General features: G+C 61.7%; 22 protein-coding genes and 1 tRNA gene. 15 read left to right on the top strand and 8 right to left on the bottom strand.

The window, feature by feature from the left end; genetic code table 11:
• Position 1 precedes the first annotated feature (1 nt).
• Together P0M12_RS04035 and P0M12_RS04030 are read right to left on the bottom strand one after the other, a co-directional pair.
• A complete protein-coding gene (locus P0M12_RS04035; RefSeq protein WP_003946378.1) occupies positions 2-313 on the bottom strand; it encodes an FmdB family zinc ribbon protein in 312 nt (103 codons plus the stop codon).
• Between the two features lie 111 nt (positions 314-424).
• Complete coding sequence (locus P0M12_RS04030) at positions 425-1,003, bottom strand: 5-formyltetrahydrofolate cyclo-ligase (protein ID WP_030536326.1); 579 nt, start codon at positions 1,001-1,003, stop codon at positions 425-427.
• A gap of 59 nt (positions 1,004-1,062) precedes the next feature.
• Between P0M12_RS04030 and P0M12_RS04025 the strand changes: the two genes are divergently transcribed.
• From P0M12_RS04025 to P0M12_RS04005, 5 genes are all read left to right on the top strand, one after another.
• A complete protein-coding gene (locus tag P0M12_RS04025; RefSeq protein WP_003946415.1) occupies positions 1,063-1,974 on the top strand; it encodes a UTP--glucose-1-phosphate uridylyltransferase in 912 nt (303 codons plus the stop codon).
• Positions 1,975-2,099: 125 nt separating this feature from the next.
• Positions 2,100-3,359 (top strand): gephyrin-like molybdotransferase Glp, encoded by a 1,260-nt coding sequence (glp, locus tag P0M12_RS04020; protein ID WP_003946353.1) that lies wholly within the window; start codon positions 2,100-2,102, stop codon positions 3,357-3,359.
• Between the two features lie 21 nt (positions 3,360-3,380).
• The gene (locus P0M12_RS04015) at positions 3,381-4,016 is read left to right on the top strand and encodes a GNAT family protein (protein WP_007727523.1); all 636 of its coding nucleotides are present in this window, start codon (positions 3,381-3,383) and stop codon (positions 4,014-4,016) included.
• Between the two features lie 267 nt (positions 4,017-4,283).
• Positions 4,284-5,018: a gephyrin-like molybdotransferase receptor GlpR gene (gene glpR, locus P0M12_RS04010; RefSeq protein ID WP_007727521.1), complete on the top strand. Its 735-nt coding sequence runs from the start codon at positions 4,284-4,286 to the stop codon at positions 5,016-5,018.
• A gap of 102 nt (positions 5,019-5,120) precedes the next feature.
• Positions 5,121-5,196 (top strand) — tRNA-Ala (locus P0M12_RS04005).
• Between the two features lie 292 nt (positions 5,197-5,488).
• On the opposite strand, the gene P0M12_RS04000 is transcribed toward P0M12_RS04005, so the two are convergent.
• Both P0M12_RS04000 and P0M12_RS03995 read right to left on the bottom strand, forming a co-directional pair.
• Complete coding sequence (locus P0M12_RS04000) at positions 5,489-5,752, bottom strand: hypothetical protein (protein WP_155277927.1); 264 nt, start codon at positions 5,750-5,752, stop codon at positions 5,489-5,491.
• A 2-nt stretch (positions 5,753-5,754) separates the two neighbouring features.
• A complete protein-coding gene (locus P0M12_RS03995) occupies positions 5,755-6,522 on the bottom strand; it encodes a hypothetical protein (RefSeq protein ID WP_277377462.1) in 768 nt (255 codons plus the stop codon).
• A gap of 178 nt (positions 6,523-6,700) precedes the next feature.
• Here P0M12_RS03995 and P0M12_RS03990 point away from each other — a divergent pair, with 178 nt between their 5' ends.
• Both P0M12_RS03990 and P0M12_RS03985 read left to right on the top strand, forming a co-directional pair.
• Positions 6,701-7,201, top strand: coding sequence for an ImmA/IrrE family metallo-endopeptidase (locus tag P0M12_RS03990; protein WP_003946241.1), 501 nt, complete (start codon positions 6,701-6,703; stop codon positions 7,199-7,201).
• Positions 7,198-8,199 carry a hypothetical protein gene (locus tag P0M12_RS03985; RefSeq protein WP_003946245.1) on the top strand — a complete coding sequence of 334 codons (1,002 nt, stop codon included), beginning with the start codon at positions 7,198-7,200 and terminating at the stop codon, positions 8,197-8,199. The genes P0M12_RS03990 and P0M12_RS03985 overlap by 4 nt, the downstream gene beginning before the upstream one ends.
• Before the next feature lie 60 nt (positions 8,200-8,259).
• Here the strand turns inward: P0M12_RS03985 and P0M12_RS03980 are convergent, their stop codons facing one another.
• Entirely contained in the window at positions 8,260-8,676 is a 417-nt protein-coding gene (locus tag P0M12_RS03980) for a helix-turn-helix domain-containing protein (protein WP_003946231.1), read from the bottom strand.
• Positions 8,677-9,155: 479 nt separating this feature from the next.
• Here P0M12_RS03980 and P0M12_RS03975 point away from each other — a divergent pair, with 479 nt between their 5' ends.
• The 3 genes from P0M12_RS03975 to P0M12_RS03965 all read left to right on the top strand — a co-directional run bounded on the left by P0M12_RS03975 (position 9,156) and on the right by P0M12_RS03965 (position 10,833).
• Complete coding sequence (locus P0M12_RS03975; RefSeq protein ID WP_003946253.1) at positions 9,156-9,311, top strand: hypothetical protein; 156 nt, start codon at positions 9,156-9,158, stop codon at positions 9,309-9,311.
• Positions 9,312-9,456: 145 nt separating this feature from the next.
• A complete protein-coding gene (locus P0M12_RS03970) occupies positions 9,457-10,302 on the top strand; it encodes an SDR family oxidoreductase (RefSeq protein WP_007729029.1) in 846 nt (281 codons plus the stop codon).
• A 48-nt stretch (positions 10,303-10,350) separates the two neighbouring features.
• Positions 10,351-10,833, top strand: a complete 483-nt coding sequence (locus tag P0M12_RS03965) for a DUF2505 domain-containing protein (protein ID WP_030536322.1) — start codon at positions 10,351-10,353, stop codon at positions 10,831-10,833.
• Here P0M12_RS03965 and soxR read toward each other — a convergent pair.
• Positions 10,819-11,298, bottom strand: coding sequence for a redox-sensitive transcriptional activator SoxR (soxR, locus tag P0M12_RS03960; RefSeq protein ID WP_050654499.1), 480 nt, complete (start codon positions 11,296-11,298; stop codon positions 10,819-10,821). The two genes, P0M12_RS03965 and soxR, sit on opposite strands and share 15 nt — an antisense overlap.
• A gap of 5 nt (positions 11,299-11,303) precedes the next feature.
• Entirely contained in the window at positions 11,304-11,792 is a 489-nt protein-coding gene (locus tag P0M12_RS03955) for an FABP family protein (RefSeq protein ID WP_003946270.1), read from the bottom strand.
• A 99-nt stretch (positions 11,793-11,891) separates the two neighbouring features.
• Between P0M12_RS03955 and arcA the strand changes: the two genes are divergently transcribed.
• A complete protein-coding gene (gene arcA / locus P0M12_RS03950) occupies positions 11,892-13,109 on the top strand; it encodes an arginine deiminase (protein WP_003946210.1) in 1,218 nt (405 codons plus the stop codon).
• 13 nt (positions 13,110-13,122) lie between these two features.
• On the opposite strand, the gene arsC is transcribed toward arcA, so the two are convergent.
• Complete coding sequence (gene arsC, locus P0M12_RS03945; RefSeq protein ID WP_003946209.1) at positions 13,123-13,476, bottom strand: arsenate reductase (glutaredoxin); 354 nt, start codon at positions 13,474-13,476, stop codon at positions 13,123-13,125.
• Positions 13,477-13,570: 94 nt separating this feature from the next.
• Between arsC and P0M12_RS03940 the strand changes: the two genes are divergently transcribed.
• The 4 genes from P0M12_RS03940 (at position 13,571) to P0M12_RS03925 (ending at position 16,855) form a co-directional block, all read left to right on the top strand.
• The gene (locus tag P0M12_RS03940) at positions 13,571-14,254 is read left to right on the top strand and encodes an SDR family oxidoreductase (RefSeq protein ID WP_003946268.1); all 684 of its coding nucleotides are present in this window, start codon (positions 13,571-13,573) and stop codon (positions 14,252-14,254) included.
• Positions 14,255-14,296: 42 nt separating this feature from the next.
• A complete protein-coding gene (locus P0M12_RS03935; RefSeq protein ID WP_003946225.1) occupies positions 14,297-14,656 on the top strand; it encodes a GntR family transcriptional regulator in 360 nt (119 codons plus the stop codon).
• 48 nt (positions 14,657-14,704) lie between these two features.
• Positions 14,705-15,136 carry a DoxX family protein gene (locus P0M12_RS03930; protein WP_003946228.1) on the top strand — a complete coding sequence of 144 codons (432 nt, stop codon included), beginning with the start codon at positions 14,705-14,707 and terminating at the stop codon, positions 15,134-15,136.
• 84 nt (positions 15,137-15,220) lie between these two features.
• Positions 15,221-16,855, top strand: a complete 1,635-nt coding sequence (locus P0M12_RS03925) for a BCCT family transporter (protein WP_003946258.1) — start codon at positions 15,221-15,223, stop codon at positions 16,853-16,855.
• The last annotated feature ends 67 nt before the right edge of the window (positions 16,856-16,922 follow it).

Here is a 16,922-nt window from a genome sequence, read left to right as displayed (position 1 = left end):
ATCAGCTTGCGGCAGCCTTTGCGGGCGCCGGCGTGCTGGTCGACGAACTCGATGTCGAAGAGGAGTCCGACTTGGACTCGGACTTCGCAGCGGGTGCCGAATCGCTCTTGGCCGGCTCGCTCGCAGTCCCGGAGCCGCCGCGGCTGTCGGTGCGGTAGAAGCCGCTGCCCTTGAACACGATGCCAACAGAGTTGAACAGCTTGCGGAGCTTGCCTGAGCAAGCTGGGCAGACCGTCAGCGAATCTTCGCTGAAGGACTGGACGATGTCGAAACGGTTGTCACATTCCGTACATGCGTATGAGTAGGTGGGCACCGGGCTTCCTCCGCACTGTGATGTTCGAGCAGCCGCGTATTTACACCGCAGCCTTTAGCACTCTACAAGTGACAGTGCCAACAGCGCTAATCAGGGATCTATTCCCGCAGATCAATCGCCTTTGAGTTGCGTGAGGCCGCCGCGCGGCGTCAATGCCCAGCCCATGGGAATGTCGTGGTCGTCGGCAGGCAAGGCCTCGACGAGTTCGGAGTCTCTGACAATTGCCACGAGCCGAGTCTGTGGTCCGACCGACCCGAGCGTCCGGTCGTAGAAGCCTGCGCCACGGCCGAGGCGTGTTCCGCGAAGATCCACCGCGAGAGCAGGGACAAGCATGCATTCCACGTCGGACAGGGCTTCCGGTGGCAAGACGGGTCCGACAGGCTCCCGAATGCCGTACTTCGCGGGGCGCAAACCGTCCGCGCCGCTGTACTCGACCCAGGACAACGGTCCCGGCTCCCCGGTGATCGGAAGTAGTACACGCTGAGCGATCTCGGCAACGGCGTCGAGCAAATCGGTGGATCCTGGTTCGGTGCGGGTGGGGACGTACGCACAGACGACCGAGCCGTCGACAATCACTGAACGTATGTGCGTGATCAACGCCGCAGTTTCCGTGTTTCGAGTGTGCTCGGAGACTGCATCACGTGCTGCGAGTGTGATTTGTCGCCATTGTGCTTTTGTCTGAGGTGTCACCCCGCAACGATATTCGTCGTGCTGACCGAGCGGTAACAAGCGGCGGCTAAGGTGTTGGCATGACAGACGTTGTCGCTAGCAGCACGAGGGCCTTCCGTACGGCCGTGGTTCCCGCAGCCGGACTTGGTACGCGTTTCCTGCCTGCCACCAAGACGGTTCCGAAAGAATTGCTGCCGGTCGTGGACACACCGGGTATCGAACTGGTGGCAGGTGAAGCTGCGGACTCGGGAGCCGAGCGGCTCGTCATCGTGACGTCCCCGGGCAAAGACGGCGTGGTTGCCCACTTCGTCGAGGATCTCGTGCTCGAAAGCAAGCTGGAAGCAAGCGGAAAACTCGCTGCCCTGGCGAAGGTGCGCAAAGCGCCGGGTTTGCTCGAAGTCGACTCCGTGATTCAGGAGCAGCCCCTCGGCCTCGGGCATGCAGTCGGTTGCGTCGAGTCGGTTCTCGACGACGACGAAGATGCCATCGCGGTCCTTCTGCCCGATGATCTCGTACTACCGCGTGGCGTCCTGGAGATCATGGCGCGAGTTCGGGCCAAGCGCGGCGGATCCGTTCTCTGTGCAATCGACGTCCCGAAAGACGCAGTCAGCGCTTACGGCGTCTTCGACGTCGAGATCGTTCCCGACGCGGTCAATCCCGACGTCCTCAAGGTCGTCGGCATGGTCGAGAAGCCGGCTGTGGAAGACGCGCCGTCGACCTTTGCCGCTGCAGGTCGCTATCTGCTCGATCGTGCGATCTTCGACGCACTTCGTCGCATCGAGCCGGGAGCCGGCGGTGAGTTGCAACTCACCGACGCCATCGCTCTCCTGATTTCCGAGGGCCATCCGGTTCACGTGGTGGTGCACCGCGGAACGCGTCATGACCTGGGCAACCCCGGCGGGTACCTCCGCGCTTCGGTGGACCTGGCGCTCGACAGTGACGATTACGGCCCGTCCTTGCGTAAGTGGCTCGCGGATCGGCTCGACCGCTGAGCGTGTCGCCACGGTGGTTGATCGCCCGATAACGCAGTATCAATGTGCTTGTCCCTTTTCGGCGGCAAGGCATCATGAGCTGACGGATATCACCGAATTTCCAGACACAGGAGGACGCGGACCAGATGCGGTCGGTTGAGGAGCAGCAGACCAGGGTTACCGCTGCTGCAGTGGCACCCCGTCCGGTTCGGGTCGCCATCTCGGAGGCGCAGGGACTGCTGTGTGCCGAGGAAGTGGTGACCGAACGCCCATTGCCGGGATTCGATCAAGCTGCCATCGACGGTTACGCGGTTCGCAGTGTCGATGTCGCCGGCGCCGGAGCCGACCTCCGAGGCGAGGACGGCGAGCCTACCGACCTCAGCTTGCCGGTGGTCGGTGAGGTGACGGCGGGCTCACGCCAACCGATCCGCTTGCAACCTCGCCAGGCCGTCCGAGTCGACACCGGCGCGCCTTTGCCCACGCTGGCCGACGCAGTTCTTCCCCTCGAGAACACCGACGGTGGTCGCGCTCGCGTTCGGATCTTCGAGCCGGTGCGTTCGGGCGATTACGTTCGCCGTGCAGGCGACGACGTCCAGCCGGGCGACGTGGCCGTTCGGGCAGGCACCATCATCGGAGCCGCACAGGTCGGGTTGCTCGCCGCGGTCGGCCGCGACAAAGTACTCGTCCATCCCCGTCCGCGCCTCTCCGTCATCAGCGTCGGTGGAGAACTCGTCGACGTGGATCGCACGCCGGGGCCTGGTCAGGTTTACGACGTCAATTCGTATGCCCTCGCCGCCGCAGCGCGCGATGCCGGCGCCGACGTCAACCGTGTGGGAATCGCAGGCAACGACTCTCGTCGTCTTCGCGAAGTAGTCGAGGGACAGCTGATTCGCTCGGAAATCGTTGTCATCGCCGGTGCCGTGGGCGGCGGAGCGTCCGACGAGGTTCGTGAGGCGCTTGCCGACCTGGGGACACTCGAGGTGGAGCGCGTTGCCATGCATCCGGGATCGGTGCAAGGCTTCGGAAAGCTGGGAAGGGACGAGGTTCCGACCTTTCTCCTACCGTCCAACCCGGTCAGCGCACTGGTGGTATTCGAAGTCATGGTTCGCCCGCTGATCAGAATCGCGCTCGGACGCCGCCAGCCGATGCGGCGAGTAGTGAAGGCGCGGACAGTGGGAACGATCACGTCGATTGCCGATCGCAAGGGTTTTCTGCGTGGTCAGCTGATGCGTGACGAAGCGACAGGGGAGTACCTGGTGCAGGCCCTCGGGGGCGCGCCCGGTGCGTCCTCACATCTCCTCGCGACCTTGGCGGAAGCCAATTGCTTGGTTCTGGTCGATCGAGACGTCACCGAAGTGCACATCGGTGAAGAAGTCGACGTAGCTTTTCTCGCCCAACGTGGGTAACGCCGACCCGAGTGGGGTGTGATGTCAGTCCATCCAGGATGGCCGGAAGATCTCGGCCCGCTGCGAGTGCCCGCGGGAGTGGTGACCGTCCGCCCCGTGAAGCTCCGTGACGCTGCTGTGTGGAGTCGTCTCCGCATTCGCGATCGCGAGCACCTCGAGCCGTGGGAGCCCACCGGAGAATCGCCCTGGGATGCTCGCCACCACATCACCGTCTGGCCGTCCCTGTGCGGGAACCTTCGCTCCGAAGCGCGCAAGGGCAGGATCCTTCCCCTGGTGATCGAACTCGACGGGAAGTACTGCGGGCAGGTCACCATCGGAAATGTGGTGCGCGGCGCTCTGCGGTCCGCCTGGGTGGGCTATTGGGTCGCCTCGCACGTGACCGGTGGGGGCGTAGCCACAGCTGCCGTTGCACTCACACTCGATCACGCATTCTCGAAGGTCGGTCTGCATCGAGTGGAGGCCACTGTTCGGCCGGAGAACGCGTCGAGTCGCGCAGTCCTACGAAACGTTGGGTTCCGGGAGGAAGGTCTTCTCAAGCGCTACCTCGATGTCGACGGCCAATGGCGTGATCATCTTCTGGTCGGAATGACCATCGAGGAAGTACCCACCACCGTCGTCGACAGATTGGTGCGGTCCGGACGCGCTTCGTGGGTGTGACGAAGACGGCGCCAGAAGCGTGAGAAACGCGAGCTAAACAGCAGTTACCGCTGAGTAGTCCTACTTTCGGGCGGGAAAATGTGGTTTTTGATTCAACCAGAACTCGAGACTTTTGGGACTGAACCGGAAGTTCAGTTCGGTACGCGTGTGACACATGAGTATGGTGGGGTTCGGCGCGTCGGCAACGATGCGAGGGCGTCGGCCGTTAACCTTGACTCGTCAACGGCTGGCATAGGTGCTGGTAGGTGATCGGGAGGAGGCCGCGGCATGCCTAGCTCATTCGTGTGGATCGGGCTGGTGGCCGTGTGGCTGTTCGTCCTGGTGCCGATGCTTGTCAACAAGCGCCCCAGGATCCGGCAGACGAGTGACGCGGCACTCGCGACTCGAGTACTCCACCGCGGCGACAGCAACCCTGTTCAGCGCGGGCCGGCAGCAGGACATCGAAGCGATCCGAACTGGCAACCAGAACCAGTGCGCAGCAGCTACGACGCGGAGGACCAGATGGACACTCACGCAGAAGACGACTACGCCGGCGGTCGTGCACCGGTCGGAGAATTTGTTCCGGTTCGGCGCGGCCGAGGCGGATTCGACCCCGAAGCGGATGCCATCGCCCGGGAGGCGCGGTATGCATTCCGTCAGCGGACATTGCTGGGACTTGCGTTCGTCGCGATTCTCTCGGGCGCTCTCGCATTGATCATCTCGCCGATGGTGTGGTGGTTGTTTGCGCTGACCGTGTGCGGCCTCGGCGGGTACATGGCGTACTTGCGTCGGCAGGTTCGGATCGAGCAAGAGATTCGCCGCCGTCGTACCGAACGCCTCAACCGATCGCGACTCGGAGTCGAATCGCACACCGACGAAGAGCTTCGCCTGATTCCGGCGCGACTGCGTCGGCCAGGAGCGGTTGTCCTCGAGGTCGACGACGAAGATCCGGTGTTCGATCACCTGGATCACTACGAAGAAGAGATCAGGCACACCGAGATGCGTCGCGCGTCCGGTCAGTGATCTTCTGGGCCGATCTCGTCGGGCCGAAAGTTCGTGTCGGGTGATTCCAACGGGAGTATTCGTTCCTGTTAGAGTTGCCGAGCACCGCTGAGGCGGTGGCACGGGGCTGTGGCGCAGTTGGTAGCGCGCTTCGTTCGCATCGAAGAGGTCAGGGGTTCGATTCCCCTCAGCTCCACCAAGAAGTACCAGCGAAAAGGGTCTTTCAACGAAAGTTGAACGACCCTTTCCTGCATTTTCAGGGCCTGCCCGAATTGCGAAGATTCGATCTGAGTGTGCGCCGTTTCATACGATTGCGACCGCTGATCCGGACCGTTGAGCTTCCAAGTGAGGGATGATCCTTGGGCGGATACATGTTTGCCGGAAATGTAACGAGGGTGTGTCCGGTGCGATAGGCACGGTGAGTCTGCCGCAGTTTTCCGCAGGTCGGACGTATGTGTCGGGGAGGAATGTCGATGAGCCAGCCACGACGGCTAGCGATGATGCTTGTTGCTGTGATGTGCCTGATGGGTATCGGCGTCCTTGCCGTATCGGTCTTCCCCGCCATCGTCGCCGCCCAACCTGGCGGCAACAGCGGTGGTGGCAACAACGGCAATGGAAACGGCAATTACGGCAACAACAGTGGCAATAACAACGGCAACGGTGGCGGTCACAACGGCAACAACGGCAACGGTGGCGGCAACAACGGCAACGGTGGCGGCAACAACGGCAACGGCAACTATGGCTGGCATTGTCACCGTCACAACTGCGGCACGACCGTAATTCCGACACCGACCACGACGACTGAGCCGACCACGACGACTGAGCCGACCACGACGACTGAGCCGACCACGACGACTGAGCCGACGACGACTGAGCCGACCACGACGACTGAGCCGACCACGACGACTGAGCCGACCACGACGACTGAGCCGACCACGACGACTGAGCCCACGACGACTGAGCCGACGACCACGACTGAGCCCACGACGACTGAGCCGACGACCACGACTGAGCCCACGACGACTGAGCCCACGACCACGACTGAGCCCACGACGACTGAGCCCACGACCACGACTGAGCCCACGACGACTGAGCCGACCACGACTGAGCCCACGACGACTGATCCCACGACCACGACTGAGCCCACGACCAACCCTTCGGCGTCGCAACGTCCGAGCAGCAGCGCTTCCCCCGCGACCAACGCAACTTCGCAGACCGAGAGTCCTTCGAGCCAAGCACCCTCCGAGACACAGTCTCCTTCCGAATCGCAGCCGAGTTCCGAGCAGTCGTCCGCGGTAGCGGCTCCGCCGGCTGGACCGTCTGATCCGCAGGGACCGTCAGCGGGCGGCGGAGCGCCTGCACCCTCTGCCGGTGGACCGGCAAACGCTGCGCCGGGCGCAGTCGCAGCCCCTTCCGCACCCGAGGTTCTGGCCGCACCCGCACCCGTAGCTCCGCAGGTACCGTCGAACGTTCCGAACGTCGCGGCTCCGACTGACAACCCGCAGGCATTTCCGACGGCGTTCACTCAAGGGCTTCCGCCGATTCTCAACGCCGCCGCCGTCGCCGGCGGTGTAGGCGGAATGGCAGTGGTAGCGGCCGGTGCGGGAGCACTGACTTTCCGCGGAGCATCGCTGCAGAAGGCGCGATTGGCTGCCGCGCGTGCCGAATTCCTGGCACCCGGATCACAGGGAGGTGCGTGAGTCGTGCCGGACAGACGTTCACATCGCCGCGTTCTGGCCGCGGTGGATGCCGTATGCGACGCAGCAGCGTCGTCGGAGGCTGTGTCACTGCTGACGGTAGTGCAGACAGTCGCCCGCGAGCGTGGGCGCCCGATCGAGATCGATCTGGAAACCCCGCTCGCCACCGGAGTGTGCGGTCAGCGCCGAGCCTACGACGACCACGACGTCATCGTCTTGGCCCCCGGACTTCCCAATGTCGAGCGAACTCTGGCACATGAGTTGGGGCACATAGTGTTTCGGCACGAGGGTGCCGAGATCGCCGAGGCGACGCTCGAGGTCAGTGACGATTTGATCGCCTACATGTTGAGTCAACGTTCTCTGCGGCGCAACGAACCCGTGCCGATGGACGACATCGCGGAGTGGGAAGCCGAGACGTTCGCGTCGATGTTGATCATGCGTCTGCGAACGATGAGTGGCCGTGGGACACCGCTGTCGGTGTTGCGGTACGACGAGGCGATCGGATGATCTTTTGGGCTGTGGCCCTTCTCGTCTGGGTTGCAGCCGGCGCGAGACTGGGTCGAGTTGTCGCGCGCACCGCGACGCCGTTGCGAATGTCGATGGTCTTTGCAGGCTTCTCGGTCGCATTGTCGTCGACGGTCATGGTGCCGGCGGTATGGGACATCGTCGATCGCATTGCGCCGGAGCAGCATGCCGCCGCGATGATCGTCATCGTCTTGTGGACAGCGTTGTCTGCGGCCAGTGCAGTCGGCGCCGTGTCTGCCTGGCCTGTGATGTCACGTCCGGCTATGCGCGGCCTCGCCACCGTGCTGTACTCGGTGGGGCTCCTGGTGGCGATCGCGGTTCTCTTCGGCTACCCGGCGCCGGCTCTGATCTTTATCATCGTCGCTCTGTCCCTTGTCATTTCGACGGGGCTACGGCACGTTGCGTGGGCGCCGTTGGGGCGCGGAATCGCGTTGATCGTGACCGGTTCGTCGATCCTGCTCGTCGTGGTCGTCGTGATGCTTGTCGAATCGATCGGTGGCACCGGCGCACTCGAATCGGATATCTGGACGGGCGCAGGGGTGTGGTTCATCGCTGCCTCGAGTGTTCTGATTGCGCTGGGCATCACGTGGGTGCTTCTCGAGACCTGGTTACGTGCGCGACGAGATCTGTACCGGCTGCGGCGGATGCACGCGCTTCTCGTCAAGCGATTCCCCGAGGTAGTCGACGCGGACAGCGCCGGGAGTACGTCTGTGCTGCGGGCATCGGACATGATCGCGCAGATCATGGATGCGATGTACATCCAGTCCGGCGCCGGGATGTTCGACGTCGGTGGTCAGGAACCGCCGCGGGCCGTCACTGCACACGCGGGGATTTTGGCGGGGTGGATCGCCGATCCCTTGGCCTCGGATGTGTTGGACACCAGGTGGATTGCGCCTCCTGAGAAGATGTCGGCGCGCCGATGGGTGTTGTTGTTGGCGAAAGAACTCGATGAAACGACAAAAGTAGGTCGACGTTCGTAGTCGACCTACTCCATGTCATTGCAGTGCTCGAGATCGAGTCAGTGCTTCAGCACGTTCACATCAGCGTGACGCGTCAGGCGGAACCTCTGGCAAACCTTCACTCGCGCGGAGCTTTTCAGCCATCGTGGTGAGTAGATTCTGCGATTCTTCCGAGAGGTCGAATGCACGGCTCGAGAGGCGGCGAAGCCCGTAGCCTTGGAGCTGTGAGAGCAGTTCGAGATCGTGATCGATCTTGGCTGCGTAGATGTCGTTGAAGAAGTAGTCGGGCTTCACCTTGAAGAACCGGGCGAAGGCTGCGACTGTCTCGTCTGAGGGGTTGGTGCGCTGTCCCGAGCGGAGCTGCGAGATGTACGGCTTGGAGATCTGATGGCCGTCTTCGATGAGCGCTGCCGCAACCTCGGCGTTGGTATGGGGTTTGCGCCCCGGAGGATGAACACTGTCGAACAGTTTGTTCAATCGTTCTGCAAAGTCAGCCATTGTGAACCGCCCCGTAATCCTCTCTAGCTAGCAATTGTCCGTTCAGTGAATCCTACGGTATCACGCGGATAACCGATCGGTAGCTCACCGTAGTCTGTTTAGTGGACTAGTTGTCAAATGTGTCCGAGATTCGATTCGTCCGGCCAATGAGTGCTCAGCTATGTCTCAGCGCACATTGAGTTTCCGCCACACGGAAATGTGCAGCTACGACTGCGCTATTCGAACCTTCCAGTACTTGGCCAATCTGCCCAATATCAAACCTTTTACCCGTTTTGGCGATATTAGCTATGCGTTAGCCTGGTTTTTCACAACTATTTCGATTGAAAAACTGCAGTTCAAGCGATGTTTGAAGGTTTGGGGTCGCGATCAGGGTGGCTGGTTGCGATGTCATGCGGATCACCTCGAGGTTGAACCCTGAACGGTTTGCCGGATTGCGATCTGTGCTAGCTAAACCCTCCGAGTGGGTGCAGAATTGTGACATGAAACACACGATGAGCGATGATGAATTGCGCCGCGCAATCCGTGAAATTCAGGATCGAGCCCACGACGCACGCAAGCGTGGGGACGATGTAGCGGCGGAAGAACTCGACCGTACGGTCAAGGGCTATCAAGAGCAGATGATGCAGCGTCTCTAGTGCTCGCTGCGGTCGTCTCTGTGCGGTGTTTGCGCGGAGTACGGCCGTGCCCCGCAGGTCGTCTTGCGTGTTTCAGGGCGGCCGCACCGTGCGTGCGTAGACTTTCCCGCATGTCCACAGTACGAGTGCGGGGGAGTGTTCATCCATGTCTGTAAGGTCGCTCGACGGCAAGAAATGCCTGATCACCGGCGCCGGTAGTGGAATTGGACGTGCAACTGCGCTGCGTGCATCAGAGGTCGGCGCCGAATTGTTTCTCACCGATATCAACAGCGTCGGATTGGAAGAGACGGTCGCGATGGTCGGCGCCGGCGGCGGCACGGTCAGCATGGCGAAGGCACTCGATATCTCGGACTACGACGAGGTCGTGAAATTCGGTACCGAGATTCACACTCAATTTTCTTCGATGGATGTCGTCATGAATATCGCCGGCATTTCAGCGTGGGGAACTATCGAGAACCTCGAACATCGGCATTGGAAGTCCATGGTGGACGTCAACCTGATGGGGCCGATCCATGTCATGGAGACGTTTGTTCCACCCATGATTCGTGCCGGCAAGGGTGGACACCTGGTCAACGTGTCTTCGGCTGCCGGACTTTTGGCCCTGCCGTGGCACGCCGCCTACAGTGCGAGCAAGTTCGGCCTTCGCGGGGTGTCCGAGGTGCTGCGATTCGATCTGAAGCGGCACGGAATCGGGGTCAGTCTGGTTGTGCCGGGTGGGGTGAAGACGCCATTGGTGGGAACCGTGGAAATAGCGGGTATCGACAGGAACGACCCGCGGGTCGAAAAACTCACGCACCGGTTCGAGGCGCGTGCTGTCTCCCCGGAGAAGGTGGCGTCGTGCATTCTGCGGGGAATCGAGAAGAATACGTACCTCGTATATACGTCCAATGACATCCGATTCGGATACTGGTGGGCGCGCAAATTCGCCCTGCCTTACGAGTTCGTGATGCAAAAAGCGAACGACCAGTTCAGTAAATTGCTCAAGCGATGAGCGTTAACTCCGCCGGGACTTTTATCTAGTCGAATAGGGACCAAAGTCATGCCGAAGAGTTTTCACTTCGATATCGAATTCAAATATCCGATCGACGACGTGCATCGAACTTTGACCGACCCGAATTATTGGAAAGGCAGACTCGGAGACCTTTATGCCACCTCGGACATCGAAGTTCGAGACGGATCGATCGAAGTATCCGTGTCCGAGGAAATCGACTCCGCCTCCCTCCCGAGCCTGGTCGCCAAGGTTGCGCCGAGTCGGCTCGGTCTGAAACGGGTCGATCGGTGGGGACCTCTGTCGGACGGGCGTGCAGCAGGGTCGGTCACCGGAATCGCGCGGGGACTGCCGATCCGAATCGAGACGACGCTCGATCTCACCGCCGCCGAGTCCTGCACGCGGTTGGTCGTCGACGGAACGGCTGAGGTGAAGATGCCGATCATCGGCGGCCAGATCGAGAAGTTGCTGAAGAAGACCGTCGAGGACTTGTTGGGGCGCGATCGGGACGCCGTCGAGTCATTTCTCGCCTGAGTCTGCACCGAAATCTACTTCCAGAACGCGCGCACCCGGGCCGGCGGATGCGAGTTGATCGTGCGGGTTGGCGAGGGCGCACCCCTCCAACGAGAGGCACCCGCAACCGATGCAACCGGTGAGGTTGTCCCGTAGACGTTCCAGTTGCTCGATGCGTAGATCGAGGTGGCGCCGCCACCCGGTCGACAATCTTTCCCAATCTGCGCGGTTCGGGGTACGGCCTTCAGGAAGTGTGCCGAGGGCCTCTCTGATTTCCGACAGCGGAATGCCGACGCGTTGCGAGATTCTGATGAAGGCGACGCGTCGAAGCGTGTCTCGTTGGTATCGGCGCTGGTTTCCGCTGGTCCGGCGACTGACGATGAGGCCTTCTCGTTCGTAGAAATGCAGGGCCGAGACGGCGACACCGCTGCGCTCGGAGAGCTGGCCGGGCGTGAGTTCCTTTGCCTTCCACGACGGCATCTCCATGGCGACTACCGGTCCGTCGCCCGGTGGAGGGTGGCGTGGAGATGATGTGTCAGCGGGGTGTCACCGTGCGCCATCCACAAGTCGTATGTCAGCGTGTCGCCCTGAACGCGCATGACTCGCCGGACGTCGTGAACCGGTTTTGCGTCGGGTGATGCTGCGAGCGTGAGACGGGTCAAGGCGAGAGTGCCTTCGGAGTCGAGGGTGCCGCGATGGATCTCGACGAATCCGGTGGGCTGGCTGACCAGCAATTCGAGCTCACCACCCGGTGTTGGGCGCAGGTATCCCGATTCCATGTGAAGCGGTCGTCCGTCGGGGAGCCCACGAGTGCGCGACGAGTAGGTGAGAAACGGTTTCGGGGTGGGCGCGAACTCGATCTCCTCGGAGTACTCGAAGTCGTCGATGGTGGGGAAATGTCCGGCTCCAGCGCCGACCCAGCGCCCGGTGAACCTCTCGATTCCGGCGCCGTTCAGCGCCGCCTGATCCGTACTACTCATTGCCTGGTCCTCTCGCCTGCGTCGGATCAGACGTTACGCGGACCGGTACGACAGCTGCTTGTCCCTGCTGGGTGGGGCCTACGGGATTAGTGTTCACTCATGAACGCTTCTGGCTCCGTCCCCCTCGGTGTCGATTCCGAGGTGGGCCGATTGCGATCGGTCATTCTTCATCGTCCTGGCGACGAGTTGAAACGATTGACTCCGCGCAACAACGACGAGCTGCTGTTCGACGCGTTGCCGTGGGTGGACCGCGCGCAGGAAGAACACGATCAGTTTGCGACCGTCCTTCGTGAGCGCGGCGTCGAGGTACTGCTTTTGTCCGATCTCCTCACCGAGGCGCTCGAGGTCAGTGGCGCAGCGAGGATCCAGGGAATCGCGGCCGCCGTGGACGCACGCAAGATCGGCCACGCGCTCGGGCAACACCTGGCCGCCTACCTGCGAAAGGTGGAGCCGAAGGAGCTTTCGTCGATCCTTACTGCAGGAATGACGTTCGACGAATTGCCGATCGATGCCGACTCGACCTCGTTGGTGCGCAGGATGCATCACGGCGGTGACTTCGTGATCGACCCGTTGCCCAACTTGCTCTTCACCCGTGATTCGTCGTTCTGGGTCGGGCCACGGGTCATCATCACGTCCTTGGCGTTGTCAGCGCGAGCTCGCGAATCCTCGATAACGGATCTCGTCTACGCGCATCACCCTCGATTCAAAGGCGTGCGCCGCGCGTACGAGTCGCACACGGCTCCTGTCGAGGGAGGTGACGTGCTGCTTCTCGCGCCGGGGGTGATCGCAATCGGTGTCGGTGAACGTACGTCACCCGCCGGAGCAGAAGCATTGGCGCGTAGCGTGTTCGACGACGGCCTCGCCCACACGGTGTTGGTTGTTCCGATCGAGCAACGCCGAGCGTCGATGCATCTCGACACGGTCTGCACCATGGTCGAGGCCGACGCGGTCGTCATGTATCCGGCCATTCAGGACACCCTGGCGGCGTTCACTCTGCGCAAGGAAGACGACGGGGTGAGTATTCGCGGTGCGACGCCGTTCCTCGAAGCGGCGGCCGACGCCATGGGAATCGGAAAACTGCGTGTGATCGACACCGGACTCGACACGGTGACTGCCGAGCGTGAGCAGTGGGACGACGGAAACAACACCCTCGCCGTCGAGCCTGGCGTCGTCGTCGCTTACGAGCGCAACGTCGAAACGAACGCCAGGCTGGAGGCCTCGGGTATCGAGGTTTTGCGAATCGCGGGTTCGGAACTGGGGTCCGGCCGAGGTGGTCCTCGGTGCATGTCCTGCCCGATCGCCCGCGATCCGCTGTAAGCCGTCGACGCTGTCAGAGAATTTCTTCCACCTTGGCTGCAGGCCGCGCGAGGACGGTGCCTTTGTCGGTGACCACGAACGGGCGTTCGATCAGAATCGGGTGCTCGATCATCGCGTCGAGGATCTCGGATTCGGATGCATCGGCGAGCCCGAGTTCCTTGTACTGCGTTTCGCGCTTGCGAACGGCTTGGCTGGGCTCGAGGCCGGCGTCGGCGAGGAGTTTTTCCAGCTCGGATCGGGTAGGCGGAGTATCGAGGTACTTCACAATGGTCGGTTCGATGCCGGCGTCGCGGATAAGTCCGAGAACAGTCCGCGACGTGTTGCACCGTTGATTGTGGAAGATGGTTGCAGATGCCATGTCCGTCATTCTGCCTCTGTGTCCGAACTCGTGGGACAAACAGGGGAACAACGGACACCTCCGGCGCGCTGCACTTGAAGTACCGACTTGTGAGGAGAAAACGATGACGGAACATCGAAGTGTGGACGAACGGCGCGTGGTCATTGCCGGTGGGCACGGCAAGATCGCGCAGCACCTGACGTACCTGCTGGCAGGACATGGTGATCGGCCGGTAGCGCTGATCCGCAACTCCGCGCACGAGGGTGCGGTCCGCACACTCGGCGCGTTCCCCGTGGTGATCGATCTGGAATCCTCCACGGTCGAGGAAGTTGCGAAGGTACTCGACGGTGCCGACGTCGCGGTCTTCGCCGCGGGCGCCGGACCTGGTAGCTCGATCGAGCGGAAGGACTCCGTAGACCGAGCTGCGGCGGTGCTGTTGGCCGATGCCGCCGAGAAAGCGGGAGTGCGTCGGTTCATACAGATCAGCGCCATGGGTGCTGGTGACGAAATACCGGAGAACACCGACGAGGTTTTTGCCGCCTACCTGCGGGCGAAGACTGCAGCAGAGGAAGACCTGAAGACAAGGACTTCGCTGGATTGGACGATTCTTCGGCCAGGCCTTCTGACAGACGACGACCCCACCGGTGAAGTCCTTCTTGCAGAGCCGCCCGTCGATCGAGGCTCTGTGCCTCGTGCAGATGTCGCCGCAGTGATCGAAGCGCTCATCGACGCGCCGTCCAGTGTCGGCAAGATATTGGTTCTGACCTCCGGCCCGCATACGATCCGCGAAGCGATCGAGGGTTTGTGAGAGAGAAGATGCTGTGACCGAGAAGATACGACGAGGGTGACGATGAAGATCGCTATCGAACACGATTCCTCCACAGCTCCGTACGACCAACTGCGGCAACAGATTATCGAGCAGGTTCACGGCGGCGGATTGATTGCGGGAACCAAGATCCCGACGGTGCGTGCATTGGCCTCGGAGCTGGGATTGGCGGCCAACACCGTCGCGAAGGCTTATCGCGCGCTCAGCGATCAGGGCGTGATCGAGACGAGGGGAAAGCAAGGGACGTTCATCGCTTCGGGGACCGATCCGGTGCAGGCGCAGGCGGAGCAGGCGGCGACCGCGTTTGCGCATAAGGTCCGCTCGCTCGGGTACTCCGACACTGAGATCGTCGCCATGGTGGAGTCGGCATTGAGAGGTGCGTGACACATTGATTAAGTTGACGCTTCAACTTAAAGCTGTCAGTCTTGGCTCATGAATTCGTCGATTGCTCGTGACCTCGGACTCCTCATCGCCCGTGTCGGCCTCGGGATCATCTTCATCGCCCACGGTTGGCAGAAGTTCTTCACCTACAAGATCGCCGGAACGCAGGCCGCATTCGAAGGGATGGGCGCCCCGCTCCCCAAGATTTCTGCAGTTCTGGCAGCATCCATCGAACTCGGTGGCGGCATCCTGCTCATCGCGGGTCTGTTGACCCCTCTCGTCGGCGCACTGCTGTTCCTCGACATGGTCGGCGCGTTCTTCATCGTGCACGCCGACAAGGGCGTCTTCATAGACAACGGCGGCTATGAACTCGTCGTCGCACTCGGTGTCGGTTCGCTCTTGATCGCTGTTATCGGCGCAGGACGCATCAGCATCGACGGATTGATCGGCAAGGGCAACGGTTGGGTTAAAACCCCAGCTTGATCGGGGTGAGAAGGCGGGTTCAACGGCTGTTGAGCCCGCCTTCCAGCTTGCTTTTGGCCCACAAAGTGACGAACGTAGTCATCTATGGTGACGAAATCTGATCGATCCGAACAAGATTCCGGGGCCAACGAAGAGCGCCCGGAGACGGGCTTTACTCGGGTAGGCGTTCGGACCGACTACGTGGTGTTTTCCGTGGCGGCCGCAGCGGTGCTGGCTATTGTCGTGTGGGGTCTCGTAGCTCCCGACAACCTGAACTCGGTAACCGGAAGTGTTCTCGGCTGGTTGGTGACGAACATCGGCTGGCTCTTCGTACTCGCAGCTTCGGCTTTCGTGCTGTTTTCCATCTACCTCGCTGTCAGTCGATTCGGCGACATTCCGCTGGGCAAAGACGGTGAGAAGCCCGAGTTCCGAACCGTCAGCTGGATCGCCATGATGTTCAGCGCCGGCATGGGCATCGGCCTGATGTTCTTCGGTGTCGCGGAACCGCTTGCGCACTACGTGACTCCGCCTCCCGGCACCGACGGTGGCGTCGGAACTGCCATGGCTACCACCATGTTTCACTGGGGTCTTCATCCTTGGGCGATGTATGCCGTTGTGGGCCTTGCCATTGCGTACGGGTCGTATCGCCGAGGACGCAAGCAACTGTTCAGTTCGGCCTTCATCCCGTTGCTCGGTCGCAAAGCCGAAGGGCCGATCGGCAAGGTCATCGACATCCTGGCAATCTTTGCGACACTTTTCGGCACCGCAGCATCTTTGGGGCTCGGCGCACTTCAGATCGGCTCCGGTTTCGAGGTAGTCGGCTGGATGGAAGAAGCCGGCGTATTCCTGCTCGTGGCCATCGTTGCGGTGCTGACCCTGGCGTTCGTCGCTTCGGCAGTTTCCGGTGTGGCCAAGGGAATTCAGTGGCTCTCCAACATCAACATGGTGCTAGCGCTGATCTTGGCCCTGTTCGTGTTCGTTCTCGGGCCGACCGTGCTGATTCTCAATCTGCTCCCGACGACCATTGGTGCATACGTTTCCGACCTCGCCCAGATGTCGGCCCGCACGGGTGCATCGTCGAATCCTGAAACCGGCGCGTGGCTTTCGTCGTGGACGATCTTCTACTGGGCATGGTGGGTGTCCTGGACGCCGTTCGTCGGCATGTTCCTGGCCCGCATCAGCCGCGGCCGCACGATCCGCCAGTTCATCGTCGGCGTCATCGCCGTTCCCACGACTGTCAGCTTGCTCTGGTTCGCGATCTTCGGCGGCGCAGGCATCGGCGAGGAACGCGACGGAATCGGCTTGTCCGGCCGAGGCTCGGAAGAGGCTCAACTGTTCGGCATGCTCGACAATCTGCCGTTGGCCGGAGTGACGACTGTCCTGGTCATGCTGCTCGTCGCAGTGTTCTTCGTCTCCGGCGCCGACGCTGCGTCGATGGTGATGGGGACGCTCTCGCAGCGCGGAACGCTCGAACCGAGTCGCTGGGTCGTGGTGTTCTGGGGCATGTTGACCGGTGGCGTCGCGGCGCTTCTGCTGTGGACCGGTGGTTCCGAAGCGCTCGACGGCTTGCAGACCATGACGATCATCGCTGCGGCGCCGTTCGTGCTGGTCATGATCGGACTGTGCTTCTCGCTGTACAAGGATCTTTCGCACGACCCGATCATCATTGCGGCGAAGGAGCAGAAACGTGCTCTCCTACGCCCGCGCCGAGGACGCCGTGTGGGTAAGTCAGTGGAGTAGGACTTGAGCGGAGTAGGACTTGAACCGTGAAGGGGCACCGAACTGCGGTTCGGTGCCCCTTTTGTCG

It is taken from the genome of Rhodococcus sp. RCBS9 (genome assembly GCF_029457415.1).
GTDB lineage: Bacteria > Actinomycetota > Actinomycetes > Mycobacteriales > Mycobacteriaceae > Rhodococcus_F > Rhodococcus_F qingshengii.
Note: the sequence above shows the minus strand (reverse complement) of the source record. Positions and strands in the feature narration are given on the sequence as shown.